The sequence below is a fragment of the Pantoea sp. B_9 genome (assembly GCF_008632015.1).
GTDB lineage: Bacteria > Pseudomonadota > Gammaproteobacteria > Enterobacterales > Enterobacteriaceae > Pantoea > Pantoea dispersa.
The window spans coordinates 733,098-750,862 of record NZ_VWVL01000001.1; the positions used below are offsets into that span (position 1 = coordinate 733,098).

General features: G+C 59.1%; 22 protein-coding genes. 9 read left to right on the top strand and 13 right to left on the bottom strand.

Annotated elements, in window-relative coordinates; genetic code table 11:
- Positions 1–116: 116 nt before the first annotated feature.
- The 9 genes from flgJ to flgB all read right to left on the bottom strand — a co-directional run bounded on the left by flgJ (position 117) and on the right by flgB (position 7,264).
- Entirely contained in the window at positions 117–1,058 is a 942-nt protein-coding gene (gene flgJ / locus F3I21_RS03520) for a flagellar assembly peptidoglycan hydrolase FlgJ (RefSeq protein ID WP_021506415.1), read from the bottom strand.
- Entirely contained in the window at positions 1,058–2,107 is a 1,050-nt protein-coding gene (locus F3I21_RS03525; RefSeq protein ID WP_230201060.1) for a flagellar basal body P-ring protein FlgI, read from the bottom strand. The genes flgJ and F3I21_RS03525 overlap by 1 nt, the downstream gene beginning before the upstream one ends.
- A gap of 69 nt (positions 2,108–2,176) precedes the next feature.
- Positions 2,177–2,887 carry a flagellar basal body L-ring protein FlgH gene (locus F3I21_RS03530; RefSeq protein ID WP_021506417.1) on the bottom strand — a complete coding sequence of 237 codons (711 nt, stop codon included), beginning with the start codon at positions 2,885–2,887 and terminating at the stop codon, positions 2,177–2,179.
- A gap of 62 nt (positions 2,888–2,949) precedes the next feature.
- The gene (gene flgG, locus F3I21_RS03535) at positions 2,950–3,732 is read right to left on the bottom strand and encodes a flagellar basal-body rod protein FlgG (RefSeq protein WP_021506418.1); all 783 of its coding nucleotides are present in this window, start codon (positions 3,730–3,732) and stop codon (positions 2,950–2,952) included.
- 17 nt (positions 3,733–3,749) lie between these two features.
- Positions 3,750–4,508: a flagellar basal body rod protein FlgF gene (locus tag F3I21_RS03540; protein ID WP_058759464.1), complete on the bottom strand. Its 759-nt coding sequence runs from the start codon at positions 4,506–4,508 to the stop codon at positions 3,750–3,752.
- 20 nt (positions 4,509–4,528) lie between these two features.
- Positions 4,529–5,731, bottom strand: coding sequence for a flagellar hook protein FlgE (gene flgE, locus F3I21_RS03545; RefSeq protein ID WP_150058330.1), 1,203 nt, complete (start codon positions 5,729–5,731; stop codon positions 4,529–4,531).
- Positions 5,732–5,756: 25 nt separating this feature from the next.
- The gene (gene flgD / locus F3I21_RS03550) at positions 5,757–6,431 is read right to left on the bottom strand and encodes a flagellar hook assembly protein FlgD (protein WP_021506421.1); all 675 of its coding nucleotides are present in this window, start codon (positions 6,429–6,431) and stop codon (positions 5,757–5,759) included.
- Between the two features lie 12 nt (positions 6,432–6,443).
- Positions 6,444–6,848 carry a flagellar basal body rod protein FlgC gene (gene flgC / locus F3I21_RS03555; RefSeq protein WP_021506422.1) on the bottom strand — a complete coding sequence of 135 codons (405 nt, stop codon included), beginning with the start codon at positions 6,846–6,848 and terminating at the stop codon, positions 6,444–6,446.
- 2 nt (positions 6,849–6,850) lie between these two features.
- Entirely contained in the window at positions 6,851–7,264 is a 414-nt protein-coding gene (gene flgB, locus F3I21_RS03560) for a flagellar basal body rod protein FlgB (protein WP_021506423.1), read from the bottom strand.
- A gap of 154 nt (positions 7,265–7,418) precedes the next feature.
- Here flgB and flgA point away from each other — a divergent pair, with 154 nt between their 5' ends.
- From flgA to flgN, 3 genes are all read left to right on the top strand, one after another.
- On the top strand, positions 7,419–8,078 hold the full coding sequence (gene flgA, locus F3I21_RS03565; protein ID WP_021506424.1) for a flagellar basal body P-ring formation chaperone FlgA: 660 nt from the start codon (positions 7,419–7,421) through the stop codon (positions 8,076–8,078).
- 106 nt (positions 8,079–8,184) lie between these two features.
- Entirely contained in the window at positions 8,185–8,487 is a 303-nt protein-coding gene (flgM, locus tag F3I21_RS03570) for a flagellar biosynthesis anti-sigma factor FlgM (RefSeq protein WP_058775421.1), read from the top strand.
- Between the two features lie 5 nt (positions 8,488–8,492).
- On the top strand, positions 8,493–8,924 hold the full coding sequence (gene flgN, locus F3I21_RS03575) for a flagellar export chaperone FlgN (protein WP_021506426.1): 432 nt from the start codon (positions 8,493–8,495) through the stop codon (positions 8,922–8,924).
- Positions 8,925–8,991: 67 nt separating this feature from the next.
- On the opposite strand, the gene murJ is transcribed toward flgN, so the two are convergent.
- The 4 genes from murJ to rimJ all read right to left on the bottom strand — a co-directional run bounded on the left by murJ (position 8,992) and on the right by rimJ (position 12,827).
- On the bottom strand, positions 8,992–10,530 hold the full coding sequence (gene murJ, locus F3I21_RS03580; RefSeq protein WP_058759461.1) for a murein biosynthesis integral membrane protein MurJ: 1,539 nt from the start codon (positions 10,528–10,530) through the stop codon (positions 8,992–8,994).
- A gap of 121 nt (positions 10,531–10,651) precedes the next feature.
- Positions 10,652–11,572, bottom strand: coding sequence for a Gfo/Idh/MocA family protein (locus F3I21_RS03585; RefSeq protein ID WP_150058331.1), 921 nt, complete (start codon positions 11,570–11,572; stop codon positions 10,652–10,654).
- A gap of 1 nt (position 11,573) precedes the next feature.
- Positions 11,574–12,218 carry a DUF480 domain-containing protein gene (locus F3I21_RS03590; RefSeq protein ID WP_059010451.1) on the bottom strand — a complete coding sequence of 215 codons (645 nt, stop codon included), beginning with the start codon at positions 12,216–12,218 and terminating at the stop codon, positions 11,574–11,576.
- 15 nt (positions 12,219–12,233) lie between these two features.
- On the bottom strand, positions 12,234–12,827 hold the full coding sequence (rimJ, locus tag F3I21_RS03595; RefSeq protein ID WP_021506430.1) for a ribosomal protein S5-alanine N-acetyltransferase: 594 nt from the start codon (positions 12,825–12,827) through the stop codon (positions 12,234–12,236).
- Positions 12,828–13,071: 244 nt separating this feature from the next.
- Between rimJ and mdtH the strand changes: the two genes are divergently transcribed.
- From mdtH to F3I21_RS03625, 6 genes are all read left to right on the top strand, one after another.
- Positions 13,072–14,274 carry a multidrug efflux MFS transporter MdtH gene (mdtH, locus tag F3I21_RS03600; protein ID WP_150058332.1) on the top strand — a complete coding sequence of 401 codons (1,203 nt, stop codon included), beginning with the start codon at positions 13,072–13,074 and terminating at the stop codon, positions 14,272–14,274.
- Between the two features lie 89 nt (positions 14,275–14,363).
- The gene (grxB, locus tag F3I21_RS03605; protein WP_021506432.1) at positions 14,364–15,011 is read left to right on the top strand and encodes a glutaredoxin 2; all 648 of its coding nucleotides are present in this window, start codon (positions 14,364–14,366) and stop codon (positions 15,009–15,011) included.
- 115 nt (positions 15,012–15,126) lie between these two features.
- Positions 15,127–15,690 (top strand): lipoprotein, encoded by a 564-nt coding sequence (locus F3I21_RS03610; protein WP_021506433.1) that lies wholly within the window; start codon positions 15,127–15,129, stop codon positions 15,688–15,690.
- A 218-nt stretch (positions 15,691–15,908) separates the two neighbouring features.
- A complete protein-coding gene (pyrC, locus tag F3I21_RS03615) occupies positions 15,909–16,955 on the top strand; it encodes a dihydroorotase (RefSeq protein WP_021506434.1) in 1,047 nt (348 codons plus the stop codon).
- A 68-nt stretch (positions 16,956–17,023) separates the two neighbouring features.
- The gene (dinI, locus tag F3I21_RS03620) at positions 17,024–17,269 is read left to right on the top strand and encodes a DNA damage-inducible protein I (RefSeq protein ID WP_021506435.1); all 246 of its coding nucleotides are present in this window, start codon (positions 17,024–17,026) and stop codon (positions 17,267–17,269) included.
- 144 nt (positions 17,270–17,413) lie between these two features.
- On the top strand, positions 17,414–17,683 hold the full coding sequence (locus F3I21_RS03625) for a hypothetical protein (protein WP_010617279.1): 270 nt from the start codon (positions 17,414–17,416) through the stop codon (positions 17,681–17,683).
- Positions 17,684–17,765: the final 82 nt, after the last annotated feature.

A 17,765-nucleotide genomic window follows, 5' to 3' on the forward strand; every position in this document is an offset into this window, starting at 1 on the left:
CTCGGTTCCTTTTTCCCGTTAACCGGGCTGGCAGTCATCAGTGCAATTGCGCGGGCCACAACGCCCGCGGCATGTGAAGGTTATCGGCGTGCTTAAGCGAAACTTGAGCGGAAAAATCAGAACAGGTCGGTGAAATCCTGGCTGTAAGCCTTAACCACTTTTTCGCCCATGTTTTTGAATTGCTGGATCATTCCTACCAGTTTCTGCGCATATTTCGGGTCAGTCGCGTAGCCGGCCGCCTGCAGCGCGCGCGCGCCCTGCTCGGCGCTCGGTGCATTCGCCACCGCCGCATAGCGCGGGTTACTGGAAATCAACCGCACGTAGTCGCTGAGCGCTTCGAAATAGGAGCCATAAACGCGGAAGGTGGCGCGCACTTTCTTCGCTTCACCGCCCTCGTATTCCGTGGTCATGATGTCGGTGGTTTCGCCCTTCCAGTCGCCGCTGGCTTTGATCCCGAACACGTTGTAGCTCGGCTTGCCGTCGCGCGTCAGGATCTGCCGCTGGCCCCAGCCGGACTCCAGTGCCGCCTGCGCCAGAATCAGATGGTGAGGAATGCCGCTCTGCTGGCTGGCCACTTTCGCCGGCTGCGCCAGCTGGGCGATAAACTCATTGCTGTCACCCGGCAGGCTGGCCGGCGAGACCGGCAGACGCGGCACCGCTTTGCGCACCATCTGCTCCAGCTGCGTGGGCGCCATGCTGCTATAGATGAAGCTGTTATCCAGTTTCATCGGCACGGTACCGGCGCTTTCGTCCGGTGCCTGCGCCGGCTGCATCTGTTTGACAATGGTGTCGGCCAGACCCAGTCCGCGCTTGCCGATTTCCTGTGCAATCTGCTGATCGTAAAGCGAGGTGTAAAGCCGCGTCTGATCGTTGCTCAGCATGCCATCCTGCGGCAGCGCTTCACGCATGCTCTTCAGCATCATCTGCACGAACATCCCTTCGACCTGCTTCGCCACCTGCAGCGCTTTGCCTTTCGGGTCCACGGCAGCCTGGCGTTTCAATTCGTTCAGCGAGCGGCTGTCATACGCCGCGTTCATCAGCGATTGCGTATCGGTCATCAGATAATTTCCAGCTTCGCGCGCAGGCAGCCCGCGCTCTCCATCGATTGCAGAATCGACATCAGCTCAATCGGTGTCGCACCCAGCGCATTCAGCGCCCGCACTACGTTGTTCAGGTTGGCACTGGCGTTAACCCGCTGCAGCGCGCCACCGCTCTGACGCAGATCGATCTGCGTTTGCGTGGTGGCAACCGTCTGACCACCGGCAAACGGCGTATCCGGCTGGCTGACGTTCTGCTGCTGATTAACCGTGACCGACAGGTTGCCCTGCGCCACCGCACAGGTGTTGAGCGTCACTTCGCGATTCATCACCACCGAACCGGTGCGCGAGTTAATGATCACTTTGGCGTCTTCCAGCGGCACCGACACGTCGATGTTCTGGATCTCCGCCAGCAGACGTACCTGCGAGCTGTTATTTGGCGACACGCGGATTTGCACGGTACGGGCGTCCAGCGGCAGCGCTGACCCCACGCCACGGCTGTTGATGGCATCAGCAATGCGCTGCGCCATGGTGAAATCTTCGTTGTTAAGCTGCAGGTTGATGGTGTTCTGGCTGCCGAAGTTGCTCTGCAGCTCACGTTCCACGGTGGCGCCACCGGTAATGCGGCCGCCGTTGAGCTGGTTAACCTGCACGCTGCTGCCGCCGGCCGAGGCTCCCGCCCCGCCGACCAGAATGTTACCCTGCGCCAGCGCGTAAACCTGGTTATCGACGCCCTTCAGCGGCGTCATCAGCAGCGTACCGCCGCGCAAGCTTTTGGCGTTACCCAGAGAGGACACCACCACGTCAACCGTCTGTCCCTGACGGGCAAACGACGGCAGTTTGGCGGTGACCATCACCGCCGCCACGTTTTTCAGCTGCATGTTGGTGCCGGCAGGCACGGTGATGCCCAGCTGCGACAGCATGTTACTCACCGTTTGCGTGGTGAACGGCGTCTGGGTGGTCTGGTCACCGGTGCCGTCAAGGCCAACCACCAGACCGTAACCAATCAGCTGGTTATCGCGTACGCCCTGCACGCTGGTGAGATCGCGGATGCGGTCGGCCTGCGCCATCAGGCTGCTGATGCCGAGCAACAGGCCCAGGCCCAAACGCAGCAGTGTAGTGTTTTTCATCATGACCTCTTACATCGGCGAGACGTTCAGGAAGAAGCGCTGGAACCAGCCCATGGTCTGCGCCTCATTGATATAACCGTTACCGACGTACTCAATACGTGCATCGGCGACCTGCGTTGACAACACCGCGTTGCTGGCGCTGATGGTGCGCGGGTTCACTACGCCAGAGAAGCGAATAAATTCGGTGCCCTGGTTGATTTCAATCTGTTTCTCGCCGACCACGCGCAGGTTGCCGTTCGACAGCACCTGGTTAACGGTGACGGTGATGGTGCCGGTAAAGGTGTTGTTGGCGGTCGCGCCACCTTTGCCAGCGAAATCGTTTTTGCCGTTGGCATCGAGCGCGGCTTTTTCGCCGCCGGCGCCCACCAGTCCGGCCAGGCCGGTTGGGATGGCGCTCAGGCCAAAGCTGTTGCTGCCGTCGCGGCTGGCATTGGCTGAAGAGCTTTTGCTGGCGCTGACGTTTTCCTGCAGCGTGATGGTCAGGGTGTCACCAATGTTACGTGGACGACGATCCTCGAATAGCGGCTGATAGCCGTAGTTGAGCGGCGCCACGCCCTGAAAAATGGAACCGTTCACCACCGGCGGTGCGGATGGCGTCGGCTCAGCCGTCGTCGCACCCTGTACCAGTGGCGTGCGCGGCACCAGCGCACAACCGTTAAGGGTCAGTAGCAGCGTGGCTACTAACCAATGCCCAGGCTTGAGAATCACTTGCTTCGCCACGGAGTTCTGACCTTTTTCATGTTCTTAATCGGGCCAGACGCGCTGGCCCAACGATCCCGGCATTACAGCTGGGTTAACTTCTGCAGCATCTGATCGGAGGTGCTGATCGCTTTGCTGTTGATCTCATAAGCGCGCTGCGTCTGGATCATGGTCACCAGCTCTTCCGCCACGTTGACGTTGGAGGTTTCCACGTAACCCTGATACAGCAGACCGGCCCCGTTCTGGCCCGGCGTGCTTTCGGTTGGTGCGCCAGAAGCCTGGGTTTCCTGATAGAGGTTTTCCCCGACGCTATCCAGTCCGGCATCGTTCATGAAGGTGCTGAGCGTCAGCTGGCCAACCTGCGCCGGCTGCGTCTGCCCCTGCTGTGTCACCGTCACCACGCCGTCACGCGCAATGGTGATGCTGGTGGCGTTCGCCGGAATAGTGATGCCTGGTTGCACCGGGAAACCGGCGTTGGTCACCAGCTGGCCGTTCTGATCCACCTGGAACGAGCCGTCGCGGGTATACGCCGACGTACCGTCCGGCATCTGCACCTGGAAATAGCCCTGACCATTAATCGCCACATCTTTTGAGTTGCTGGTCTGCGACAGGTTGCCCTGGTTGTGCAGACGTTCGGTGGTCACCGGACGCACACCGGTGCCGATCTGCAGGCCCGACGGCAGCGTGGTCTGTTCTGACGACTGCGCACCCGGCTGACGCAGGGTCTGGTACATCAGGTCTTCGAACACCGCGCGTGAACGCTTAAAGCCGTTGGTGCTGACGTTCGCCAGGTTGTTGGCGATGACGTCCATGTTGGTCTGCTGTGCGTCAAGACCGGTTTTCGCGATCCATAAAGAACGAATCATTGTGTTTTCCTTAAGCCTTAGCTGCTCATATTGAGTAGCTGATTAGCCCGCTGTTCGTTTTCATCGACGTTGGAGATCACTTTCATCTGCATCTCAAAACGTCGGGCGTTGGCGATCATGTCGACCATGGTTTCCACGGGCTTCACGTTGCTGCCCTCCAGCACGCCCGGCATCACCTGCACGGTCGCGTCATTCGGCAGCGCCGCGCCGCGCTGTGCCTGAGTGGCGGCGCTGGGACGGAACATGCCGTCATCACCGCGCGTCAGTTCCTGGCCTGTGGCACGTACCAGCTTCAGCCGTCCAAGCTGCACCGTGGCGTTCGGCGCGTCACCGGCGTTAAGCGCGGTGATGGAGCCGTCGGCGGCAATGGTCAGTTGCGCGCCCTGCGGCACGGCAATCGGACCGCCATCGCCCATCACGGGATTGCCCTGAATGGTCAACTGGCCGGTCGGGCTGATCTGCATGTTACCGTTGCGGGTATAAGCTTCGCTGCCGTCAGCGGTACGCACCGCCAGCCAGCCATCCTGCTGCACCGCCACATCGAGCGGACGCTCGGTATAATCGAGCGAGCCCTGCGACATATCGGCCCCCGGTGTGGAAGCGGCCACCAGCGTACGTGTTGGCAGCGACCAGCCGTTGACCGGCACCGCGCGCAGCGCATTGAGCTGAGCGCGAAAGCCCGGCGTCGAGGCGTTGGCGAGGTTGCTGGCGGTGACAGACTGTTGCTCCATCGTCTGACTGGCCGCGCCCATCGCGGTATATATTGCGTGATCCATAAAGCAATCCCGTTAGCGTATTAACGAAGGTTGACCAGGGTGTTAAGAATCTGGTCCTGCGTTTTGATGGTCTGGCTGTTGGCCTGATAGTTACGCTGGGCAACGATCATATTCACCAGCTCTTTACTCAGGTCGACGTTGGACGCTTCCAGCGCGCCGGAGGTCAGGTTGCCGTAGGTACCGGTGCCTGCCAGACCGACTGCCGCCTGGCCCGAAGAGTTGGTTGCCGACCAGACGTTATCACCCTCGGACTTCAGCCCTTCCGGGTTAGAGAAACTCGCCAGCACAATCTGACCCAGCAGCTGGGTTTTCTGGTTGGAGTAAGTCCCGGTGATGGTGCCGTCATCGTTGATGGTGTAGCTGGTCAGATCGCCCGGTGCATAGCCATCCTGGGTTGGGTTACCGAAGTTGGTTTTGCCGGTGTTCTGCTGCAGGCTGCCGAGCACGCTGAGGCTGACCGCCTGGTTGGCCGCAGCACCGTTCGCACCCTGAATGGTCAGCGCCACTGTGCTGGCCGAGGTCAGGTTACCGCTGGTATCGAATACCATGTTGAAGTTACCGGCAGCCTGACCGGTGGTGGAATCAATCGCGTGCACCGTCCAGTTGTTGTCGGCCGTTTTGACGTAGTACAGATCCAGCGCGTGGTCGTTACCCTGCGAGTCGTACACGGTCACGGTGCTTTTGGCGTTGTAAGTATCCACGTTGGTTGCCGTGAACGCACCGCCGGTTGGCACCGCATCGGTTGAGTTCAGGTTGGATACCATGGTGGCGGTAGTGGTGGCGCGCGCCGACATCTGGGTGGTCGGAATGCTCAGCGCCACCGGGTTGGCACCGGCCTGAATGGTTGGCGGAGTGCCGTTAGCCGGATAGCCGGTTACGGTCAGGCCCTGGGTGTTCACCAGGTTACGGTTTTCGTCCAGTGTGAACTGGCCGTTGCGCGAATAGAACACGCCGCCGCTGGCGTCGGTCAGACGGAAGAAACCGTTGCCGCTCAGCGCCAAGTCCAGCCCACGGCTGGTGGAAGTGGTGGTGCCGTCGTTAAAGTTCTGAATCACCGCTGCGACTTTGGTACCCATACCCACGTTCGAACCGGCGAACATATCGGCAAACGCGATGGTGCTGGATTTAAAGCCGGCCGTCGCCGAGTTGGCGATGTTGTTACCAATAACGTCGAGGTTGCTGGAGGCAGCGCCCAGGCCGCTCACCGCTTGTGAAAATGACATGCTATTTCTCCTGCTAAGAGGTTAGTCAGAGAATCTGACGAATTTCATCGAGGGTCGCGGAGCCCATGGTGCCGAGATCCAGTTTTGCGGTGTTATTCACGGTGCTGACGCCGTTGACATAGGCGTAGTTCAGCGGCTGTGCCACCAGTTGGGTGCTGCCATTGCTGGCGGCGAGTGAAACCGTATATTTGCCGTCCGGTGCGGCGCTGCCATCGTCCATCTTGCCGTCCCACGAGAAGGTGTGAACGCCGGCGCTGAGACCGCCGAGATCGATGGAACGCACTACGCTGCCGTTGCCATCTTTAATGGTGACGCTGGTGGCGGTCGACGCGGTACCCAGCTCCACGCCAAACGGCGTGCTGGTGCCGCTGCCGACCAGCACCTGGCTGCCCTTCACCATCACGCCATGGCCGATCAGCGTTGAGCTCTGCAGCGACTGGCTGGTGCTGATCTGACCGGAGATCGATCCCAGCGTGGTATTGAGTTTTTCAATGCCGCTCAGGGTGTTGATCTGCGTCAGCTGGGTTGTCAGCTGACTGTTGTCCATCGGGTTAGTCGGGTCCTGATTTTTCAGCTGCGTCACCAGCATGTTCAGGAACTGGTTTTGCAGATCCTGCGCGCTGTTGCCGCTGCCGGTACTGCTGCTGGAGCTGAGGACCGTGGGGTCGAGGTTGTCTTTAATCCCTACTGCAAGGCTCATAATGCGTCTCCGTTACTGACCCATGGTGAGGGTTTTCATCATCATTGACTTCACCGTGTTCAGCACTTCGACGTTGGCCTGATAGCTGCGCGACGCGGACATGGTGTTAACGGTTTCGGCGACCACGTCGACGTTAGGCATTTTGACGTAGCCTTTCTGGTCAGCCAGCGGATTACCCGGGTCATAGACCAGTTTGGCGGGCGTCGGGTCGTTCACGACACCGGCCACTTTGACGCCGCCGGTGGCCGCGCCCTGAGCGGCATCGGTCTGGAAAATCACCTGCTTCGCCACGTACGGCTGGCCGTCCGGCCCGGTGACGCTGTCGGCGTTGGCCAGGTTACTGGCGCTGACGTTGAGCCGCTGTGACTGTGCGGTCATCGCAGAACCGGCGATATCAAAGATATTCAGCAATGCCATGATTATTGCCCCTGCAGAACGCTCATCATGCCTTTGATCTGGCTACTGATGAGGGTGAGATCGGTTTGGTATTTCAGGCTGTTATCCGCAAACTGCGTACGCTCGCGATCCATATCCACGGTGTTACCATCCGCGGCAGGCTGATCGGGAATGCGGTACAGCAGATCCAGTGCGGGCTGTGAGTTGGTCTGCGCTTCAATGTGACGTGATGACGTGACATTGAGCGCCAGGCTGCTGCCTTCGGCACGGCCGTTCTGCATCACCTTGCTCAGCTGGCTGGCAAAGTCGATATCCCGCGCCTGGTAGCCCGGGGTATCGGCGTTGGCAATGTTAGACGCCAGAATCTCCTGGCGCTGCGCCCGCAGGTTTAATGCTTCTGTACCAAATCGCAGCGCGGCATCGAGTTTGTCGAGCATGCTTCCTCCGCGAATGAGAATTTCGAGCTGACAGCTTAATGGGACAAAAGCAAGGGCTATCGTCTGAATAGCAGCAAAAATCGTGGCTATTTTTCACCTTGAATTTTTGGTGCGCGGAGTAGACTCAGTGCCATCTTTTCGACAGGAGGCGTTGATGCGTACAACTTCTTCCCTGCTGGCCCTGCTGTGGCTGGCCTTCGCGACGCCCGGCTATGCCGCCGATCTCAGCGCGCAGCTGACTCAGTTCTTTCAGGCACGCGATCCGCAGCACGCCGCCGGTATGACCGTGGTGGTCCGCACGCCGCAGACGCAGTGGCCCGCCTGCGACACACCGCAGCTGCTGCTGCCGGGTAACAGTCGCCAGTGGGGCAATCTGAGCATTGCCGCCAGCTGCGGCCAGAATCGTCGCTATCTGCAGGTACAGGTGCAGGTGACCGGTGAGTATCTGGTGGCCAATCGTCAGCTGGCGCGCGGCAGCAACGTCAGCGCCAGTGATTTCCGCCTGGAAAGTGGCCGGCTGGACACGCTGCCGGCGCGCGCGCTGCTTAGCAGCAGCAATCTGGCGGACGCCATTGCCCTGCGTGACATTGCGCCAGGCCAGCCGGTGACGGCCACCATGCTGCGCCAGCCGTGGCGGGTGAAAGCCGGTCAGAATGTGATGGTAATTGCCAGCGGCAACGGCTTTAATGCCAGCAGTGAAGGTCGTGCGTTAAACAACGCCAGCGCGGCGCAGACGGTGCGCGTGCGCATGAGCAATGGCCAGGTGGTAAGCGGTCGTGTCAGCGAGGATGGGAATATTCTGATATCGCTATAAAGCGTTAAAGAACGCTGTTGTTCTGCCGATAGAGATATCAACAATGATATTACCCTATGCTGACTCAGTTGGCTGATCCCCAACTGACCCTAACAGGAGCCACACCATGAGTATCGACAGAACGCAGCCTTTAAAACCGGTGAGCACTGTACAAACCCGTGACAGCAGCGACAACCAGGCAAAAGTGCGTCAGAACAGCGCACCGGCCGCCAGCACCAGCCAGAATGGTGCAGAAGTGACGCTGAGTCCCGCTCAGGCGCAGCTGATGCAGCCGGGCAGCAAAGATATTAACACAGCGCGCGTAGAGCAGCTGAAGACCGCCATTCGTAATGGTGAACTGAAAATGGATACCGGTAAGATCGCCGATGCGCTGATCGCCGATACCAGGGCGTTTTTAGAGGGTAAATAGTCCCGATGGATAATCTGCTGACCACCTTAGATAAAATGCAGGATGTGCTGAGTTCGCTTAACGTCGTGATGGATGAAGAGCAGCAGCAACTTTCTGCCGGACGGATCAATGGCAACCTGCTGCAGCGCATTACAGAAGATAAAAGCGCGCTGCTGACGACGTTGAATTATCTGGACGAGATGCGCCGCAAAACCGAGCTGTCGCTGGGTACCAAAGCGCCTTATCGTGGTCACAGTGATATCGCACGCCGCTGGCACAGCATTCAGCAACATACCCAGCGTCTGCGCGACGCCAATCAGCACAATGGCATGCTGTTGCAGCATCAGATGACCTTTACTGAACAGGCGCTGTCGGTGCTGAAACCGCATCAGACCCAGTCGTTCTATGGTCCGGACGGTCGTGGTTTAGGCCAGGCCACGCTGAGCCGCAAAGGCTAAACGCAGCCGTGCTGCGGGTCCGCTGAATCAGGGTCGCCACGCCGGGCGACCCTTTTTTATTGTGCGTTCACACCGCCGTGCGGCGGGCAAAATCGCGCGGGCGGAAACCCAGTAAACCGAGCATCACGAAGTAAGCGCCGCCGCCAATGGCGCACACCGCCGCCAGCCGCAGTAGCCGCCACCACATCTGCCCCTCTTCCCACGCCGGCATCACCTGCAGAATGCCCAGCAGCGCAGCAGCCATCACCGCCACGGCGACCAGCAGACGCAGCAGGAAACCGTGCCAGCCCGGCTGCGGCTGAAAGATTTGCTGTTTGCGCAGTTGCCAGTAGAGCAGCGCCGCATTCAGGCAGGCCGCCAGACCAATCGACAGCGACAGACCGGCGTGCTTCAGCGGGCCAATAAACGCCAGGTTCATCAGCTGGGTCATGATCAAGGTGGCGATAGCAATCTTTACCGGCGTTTTGATGTCCTGCCGCGAATAGAAGCCCGGCGCCAGCACTTTCACCACGATCAGCCCCATCAGCCCAACCGAATAGGCAATCAGCGCGCGCTGGGTCATCGCCGCATCAAAAGCGGTAAATTTGCCGTACTGGAACAGCGCCACGGTGAGCGGACCGGAAAGAATGCCCAGCGCAACCGCGCTCGGCAGCGCCAGCAGGAAGCACAGACGCAGGCCCCAGTCCATCAGACGGGAATATTCATCGTGGTTGCCGCTGGCAAAACTCTTCGCCAGCGACGGCAGCAGGATGGTGCCGAGCGCCACGCCCAGCACGCCAGAGGGAAACTCCATCAGACGATCGGCGTAGTACATCCACGACACCGAGCCGGAGACCAGAAACGAGGCGAAAATGGTATTGATGATCAGCGAGATCTGGCTCACCGACACGCCGAGAATCGCCGGGCCCATCTGGCGCATCACCCGCCACACGCCAGCATCGCGCAGGTTGACGCGCGGCAGTACCAGCATGCCAATCTTTTTCAGGTGCGGCAGTTGATAAAACAGCTGCAGCAGCCCGCCCACGACCACTGCCCACGCCAGCGCCATCACCGGCGGATGGAAGTGCGGCGCGGCAAACAGCGCAAAGCCGATCATGCTGATATTCAGCAGCGTGGGCGCGAACGCCGGGACGGAGAAGCGGTTCCAGGTATTAAGAATCGCCCCGGCCAGCGACGCCAGCGAGATCAGCAGAATATAAGGAAAGGTGACGCGCAGCAGCGAACTGGTTAAGGCGAACTTGTCGGCGGTATCGGCAAAACCCGGCGCCGTTACCACGATTACCCAGGGAGCTGCGACCATGCCCAGCACCGTCACCACCGCCAGCACCAGCGTCAGCAGGCCTGATACATAGGCAACAAACACCCGCGTGGCGTCTTCGCCCTGCTTGCTTTTATATTCGGCAAGAATTGGCACGAAGGCCTGTGAAAAGGCGCCTTCGGCGAAAATACGGCGCAGCAGATTGGGCAGTTTGAACGCCACGAAAAAGGCATCGGTGGCCATGCCAGCCCCGAAAACGCGCGCCACGATGGCGTCGCGGGCAAAGCCCAGCACGCGGGAAAACAGGGTCATCGAACTGACCGCAGCCAGCGATTTCAGCAAATTCATAATGAGTGGCGCATCCTGAAAAGTGTCGGATAAATGAGCAACTTAGCGCGGACATCCTGCGATGTCCGGCGATAGTCTACTGCTGCGGTGGGAAATGACCAGCATTGAGTGTTACAAGGGATTATTCCTGTACGGCGTCGCGCCACAGTTTTTCCACCAGACGCTGCGCCGCCAGCGCCTGTTCACCGCTGGTTTCAGGCATCGTCTGATTTTCCACGCACTGGATAAAATGGTGTGCCGCACCGCTGAAGCCACGCTGGGTCAGATGACTTTGCCACGCCGGCGGGACATCACTGCGCAGCCCGCTAAGCGTCTCTTCACGCCAGTCGCGCATCTCATTAATCTCGATGTAACGCCCGTCGCAGATGGCGCTGACCACTTCACGCTGCGTGCCCGCGCGGCGATGCATACTGGTGGTAATTTGCAGCGATCCGGCCGAGAAATGGTGCTCGCCGTAGAGCATTGCGCCGTCATCATGGGTGTCGATATGGCCGAACTCCAGCCTGAGCTTGCCGCCGGCCAGCCACAGCGCGGTATCGACCACGTGCAGATAGTCATCCAGCAGGGTAAAGCGCAGGTCGTGCGGGCCGACGCTGTCTGCCCGGTGTTTCTCAATGCGCAGCGAGGACGCGCCCGGCAGCTGCGCTTTCAGCTGCTGGTAGCGCGGTGCAAAGCGCCGGTTGAAGGCCACCATCAGTTTGCGTTTGCGCTTTTCCGCCAGCGCCACCAGCGTCTCCGCCTGCTGCAGCGTTTCGGCCAGCGGCTTATCGACACAAACATCTTTACCGGCCAGCAGCAGCGCCTGCACTACCTCAAAATGGCTGGCGGTGCTGCTGTGTACAAACACCGCATCGCTGGCCGCCGCCAGCGCATCCAGCTGACTAAAATAAGGAATACGGTAACTGTCGCAGATCGGCTGCGCCCGCGCCTGGCTGGGCGAGAACGCGCCGACCAGCTGCCAGCCGCTGGCCTGCGCCAGCACCGGCAGCCAGGCTTTCTGCGCGATACCGCCAAGCCCGACCACACCAATACGCAGCGTCATTTCACGCCTCCCGCTGCAGCAGTTGCTGCAGCTGAGCATCAAGGCGCGCCACCTGCGCTTCCAGCTGAGCAACGCGCACGGCCAGATCGTCAGACTCAGGCGACGCTGTGTGGCTCGCGGATAGCTCGTCCGCCACCTCGCCGCCAAACAGATGCATATAGCGGCTTTCTCGCTTGCCCGGCTCGCGTGCCAGACGCACCACCATGGGGCCGTCATCGCGCGTCGTCAGCCCCTCCAGCGTGCGTTCCACTTCGGCCATGTCCTGAAACTCATGCAGACGACCACTGCGGGTACGCAGTTCGCCCGGCGTCTGCGCGCCGCGCAGGAACAGTAGCGTCAGCACCGCCACTTCGGCGGCATTCAGCTGCAGATTGCCAAACGCCGAGTTGCAGAAACGCTGTTCATATTTGCTGACGCGCTGACCGAAACCGCTGTTAGCGGTGACCAGATGCTTTTTCACCAGCTCATCGAGCTGAGCCTGCACCTCGCTTTCGCTCAGGTTCATCACCGGCTCGCGGTTAGATTTCTGATTACAGGCGGTGACCACGCCATTGAGGGATAACGGATATTGATCCGGCGTGGTGACCTGCTTCTCCAGCAGGCAGCCGATCACGCGCAATGCCTGCGCGGAGAGAGCCATCTTCAATACGTGTTCCTTTTATTATTGTCCGCGACGATCCGGGTTCCATTCGCGCCAGGTAAGCGCCGTCAGCACATGATCCTGCCAGCGACCATCAATCAGTAAATAGTCTTTGGCGTAGCCCTCTTTTTCAAAGCCGAGGCGCGCCAGCAAATCACCGCTGCGCTGATTGTGCGGCATATAGTTGGCCATGATGCGATGAATGCGCTGCTGGCGCTGCATATAGCGAATCGCCGCCTGCAGCGCCTCAAACATCATGCCCTGCCCCTGCCACTTCTCTCCCAGCGAGTAGCCGAGATAGCAGGCATGAAACGATCCGCGCAGCACATTACTGAAGTTGGCGACGCCGCGCACTTCATGCTCTTCCGGGTCCATCAGCACAAAATAGAACGCGGAGCCCTGTTTATGCATGTCGGCAATTAAACCCAGGCGCGCCTGCCAGCCGGAAGGATAACAGTGGCTCTCATCGCGCACCGGTTCCCAGGGTTTAAGAAAGGCGCGGTTTTCGGCGTAGTAATCCGCCAGACGCCAGGCATCGCGTTCATGTACTAAACGCACCACCAGACGATCGGTGGTAAGCCGCACGCGCGGGCCAGCAGAGCGATAGCCAAACATCATGACTCCTGAAATCCATAACGAAAGAAAGATGTACGCCAGCGGCGTTACTTCTCACTATAACCGTCACCCCGGCTGCGGTAAAACCCCGCGCATCGCTCATGGCAATTGATTCCGATTAAGGATTAATTTCTCTTCAGACTGGATAAAAAAATATCATCCTGAAAACGCTATTTTTCCCGCCGGGGCAGGCGGAAAATAGATCAACTGGTCACTTTTCCCTCTCACTTGCTCAGGATTCAGCATGTCACGGGTAGCGCGGGCACGACGCCTTGGAAAAACATTTCTGTTAGTCGATAACATGCTGGTGGTGATGGGATTCTTTGTGGTGTTTCCCCTGATCTCTATTCACTTCGTTGAACAGCTTGGCTGGGCCGCGCTGCTGGTCGGCATTGCGCTTGGCCTGCGTCAGCTGGTGCAGCAGGGGCTCGGCATCTTTGGCGGGGCGATTGCCGACCGCTTTGGCGCGCGGCCGCTGATCGTCACCGGCATGCTGATGCGCGCCGCCGGTTTCGCCTGCATGGCGCTGGCGCATCAGCCGTGGCTGTTGTGGCTCGCCTGCCTGCTGTCCGGACTGGGCGGCACGCTGTTCGATCCGCCACGCAGCGCGCTGGTGGTGAAACTGGTGCGGGCACGCGAGCGCGGGCGCTTCTTTTCGCTGCTGATGATGCAGGACAGCGCCGGCGCGGTGCTGGGCGCGCTGATTGGCAGCTGGCTGCTGGCGTGGGATTTCCGTCTGGTGTGCTGGGTCGGTGCGGCGGTGTTTGTCGTCGCCGCCATCTTTAACGCCGTGTGGCTGCCAGCATGGCGCATCTCTACGGAGCGTATCGCCATGCGCGAGGGAATGCAGCGCGTGTGGCGCGACCGCCGTTTCCGCCTGTATGTCTTTACCCTGACCGGCTATTACATTCTCGCCGTGCAGGTGATGCTGATGCTGCCGGTCATGGTCAATCAGGTGGCGGGCGCACCGGCAGCGGTGAAGTGGATGTACGCGATTGAGGCGCTGCTGTCGCTCACGCTGCTCTACCCGCTGGCGCGCTGGAGTGAAAAGCGCTTCCGCCTGGAAACACGCCTGATGGCCGGACTGTTTCTGATGACCTTCAGTCTGCTGCCGGTTGGCATGACCGATTCGCTGCCGTCGCTGTTTTTGCTGATCGCCGTCTTCTATCTCGGATCGATCATCGCTGAACCGGCGCGTGAAACCCTGAGTGCGTCCCTGGCCAGCGCCCGGGCACGCGGCAGCTACATGGGTTTCAGCCGGCTCGGCCTGGCGATTGGCGGGCTGATTGGCTACTCCGGTGGCGGCTGGATGTTCGATATGGGCCAGCAGCTGGCCCTGCCGGAGCTGCCGTGGATGCTGCTCAGCACCGTCGGCATGATCACGCTACTGGCGCTGTGGTGGCAGTTCCAGCCGCGCCAGGTGGCACCGGCGATCTTCAGCAGCTAGTTTGCCGGTTCAGGCGTTCTCTTCCATACTTCCCGCACGTCCGGAAAAAGGGTGACCTCCGTCACCCTGAGAATCACAGGAGAAACGGGATGAAACTTTACATCTACGATCACTGCCCTTTCTGCGTCAAAGCACGCATGATATTTGGCCTGAAAAACCTGCCGGTTGAGCTGATTGTGATGCTCAATGATGATGAAGCAACGCCGAAAAAGCTGATTGGCCAGAAAATGGCGCCGATTCTGCAAAAAGCCGATGGCAGTGCGATGCCAGAGAGCATGGATATCGTGCGCTTTGTCGATAATCAGGATCGCCAGCCGCTGCTGACCGGCAAGCAAAATCCCGCCATCGCCGACTGGCTGCGACGGGTCAATGGCTACATCAACAAGCTGCTGCTGCCGCGCATCGCCGAGGCCGCCTTTGCTGAATTCGCCACCCCCGAAGCACGTGATTACTTCCGCGAAAAGAAACAGGCCAGCCTCGGTGACTTTGCCGAACTGCGTAAGCATGCCCCGGGTTTCATCAAAAATATCAGCGATGATTTGCGCCAGCTGGATAAATTGATTGTTAAACCCAATGCGGTAAACGGCGAGTTGTCTGAGGATGACATTCATCTGTTTCCGCTGCTGCGCTCGCTGACGCTGGTTTCCGGTATCGAATGGCCGAGCCGCGTCGCCGACTACCGCGATAATATGGCGAAACAGACGCAGGTGAATCTTCTGTCGTCGATTGCGGCCTGATGGCGCTGTGATGAGAAGCGCGCGGCTGCGTTTCTCATCTCTCTCCTGGTGACACCTGGCCCTGAATCAGGCAGGCTTAAGGCTGTTTGGCCGTATCAACCAGGAAGAAGAAATGATGAAGAAGGCGTTTCCCGGGCTGTTTGCCCTGTTTTTTGCCGTGCTGCTCAGCGGCTGTAACCAATTGACGCAATACACCATCAGCGAGCAGGAAGTGAATCAGGCGCTGCAAAAGCGCAACAACTACGAGAAAGACATCGGCGTGTCCGGGCTGGTGAATGCCCATATTGTACTGACCGATCTGAGCAGCCAGATTGGCCGTGAAGAACCCGGCAAAGTGACGCTGTCTGGTAAAGCCAACATCAACGTCAGCTCGCTGTTTGGTCCGCAGCAGGCCGAAATGCAGCTGAAGATGAAAGCGCAACCGGTGTACAACGCGCAGCAGGGCGCAATCTATCTGCAGGACCTCGAAATCGTCGACGCGCAGGTACAACCTGAGAAGATGGCGTCGATCATGAAAACCCTTACGCCGTATCTGAACGAATCCCTCAAGCGCTATTTCAATGAAAAACCCGCCTACGTGCTGAGTGCCGACCGTAGCAAAGGCGAGGCGCTGGCGAAGAAACTGGCTAAAGGGCTGGAAGTGAAGCCTGGACAGCTGGTGATTCCGTTTACCGATTAACGTTGCAAGGGGCCGTTCTCAGTGGCGGCCCTGCATAGCGTGGCAGGATGCCGACATGATTCTGCCCGCGCCTGCCACGCTGCTACGCAATTTGCCGCGCCTGCGGTTATTTCTCTCCCGCACTGCAAAATCCCGTGCAAACGGTTGCCCGCCCCCTTATGATTAGTCCCCGGCCTAAACGAGCCATTTCGTTTTCACCTCAGCCGGAGCCTTTTTCAATGACAGCCCAACCCCAGCAAATCACGATTCGCCGCCCTGACGACTGGCACATCCACCTGCGCGATGGCGCGATGCTCAATGCAGTGCTGCCCTATACCAGCGCGGTGAATGGTCGTGCGATTGTCATGCCAAATCTGGTTCCGCCGGTCACCAGCGTTGCGGCTGCCGAAGCGTATCGCGCACGCATCATGGCGGCGCTGCCTGCTGAGCATCACTTCACGCCGCTGATGACCTGTTACCTCACCGATTCGCTTGATGCGGATGAAATCGAACGCGGCTTCCGCAGCGGTATTTTTACGGCGGCTAAACTCTATCCGGCACACGCCACCACTAACTCCAGCCATGGCGTCACCAACATTGCCTCCATTGCCAGCGTGCTGGAGCGCATGCAGGAAATCGGCATGCCGATGCTGGTGCACGGCGAAGTCACCGATGCGCACATTGATATCTTTGATCGTGAAGCGCGTTTCATCGAAACCGTGCTGCAACCGCTGCGTCAGCAGTTCCCGGGCCTGAAAGTGGTGATGGAACACATCACCACGAAGGAAGCTGCGGAGTATGTAGCCGCCGGCAATGAACTGCTTGGCGCGACCATTACGCCACAGCATCTGATGTTCAACCGCAACCATATGCTGGTGGGCGGCGTGCGCCCGCATCTCTACTGTCTGCCCATTCTGAAGCGCAACATTCATCAGGAAGCGCTGCGTAACCTGGTGGCAAGCGGCAACCGTCGCGTCTTCCTGGGCACCGACACGGCACCGCACCTGCGCCACCTGAAAGAAGCCAGCTGTGGCTGTGCCGGCGTATTTAATGCGCCGACGTCGCTGCCCGCTTATCTGACCGTGTTTGAAGAGCTTGGCGCACTGGAGCATTTTGAAGCCTTCTGCTCTGAGAACGGCCCCAGGTTCTACGGCCTGCCGCTCAACGACGGTACCCTGACGCTGGTACGTGAGCCGTGGACGGTGCAGGAGAGCATCACGGTCGCTGACGATACGCTGGTTCCGTTCCTTGCCGGTGAAACCCTTAACTGGCGCATCAAAGAATAATCATCTGCCGCTTGCCTTCGGGAATTTTATACTGTACAAATAACCAGTATATTATCCCGGAGGCGTTTATGCGTGTTGAAATTACCGTAGCAAAGACTCAGCCCCTTCCCGCCGGTGCACTGGATGCACTGAGCGCTGAACTCACTCGCCGTATCTCCCGCGATTTTCCCGACGACAATCATCACGTCAAAGTGCGCTATGCCGGTGGTAACCAGCTCAGCGTGTTTGGCGGCTGTAAAGAATCACGCGACCGCATCAGCGATATTTTGCAGGAAACCTGGGAAAGCGCTGACGACTGGTTTATTACCGATTAACCGCCACTGTGCCGTTTTTGCCGGGCCCGCCGCCCGGCTTTTTTGTTTTTATTTCCCGCTCGCCAGAAAAACCCGCGCCAGCTAAACTCTGATTAAACGATGTCCTATTCTTGCCTCGTCGTGCTTACAGGAGGTGTGTTGCACATGACTACTGAAAAACCAGAAGAGGCGATGACGTTTGGAGAATTACTGGCCTTCATTGCTGAACAGCAACGCCGTTTGACCGTGCTGGAAAATGCCTTTGCTACGCTGACCTTCTGTCTGGACGATCGCGCCAGCCAGCTGCTGGCTCACAATCTGACGCTCGAAGCGCAAAACCAGAATCATGACGCTCAGTTACAGCAGCATTTTGCCCGGCTGGCGGACGAGATCCATCGACGCAAAGGGCAGTTGCCTGCCGAGTCGCAGGGATAATTTCAGATTTTTACCCTGGCGTTCAGCCCGTTAAAGTTTTAATGCTGAGATGCCGATAATCGGTATGACGACACGTTGCGCT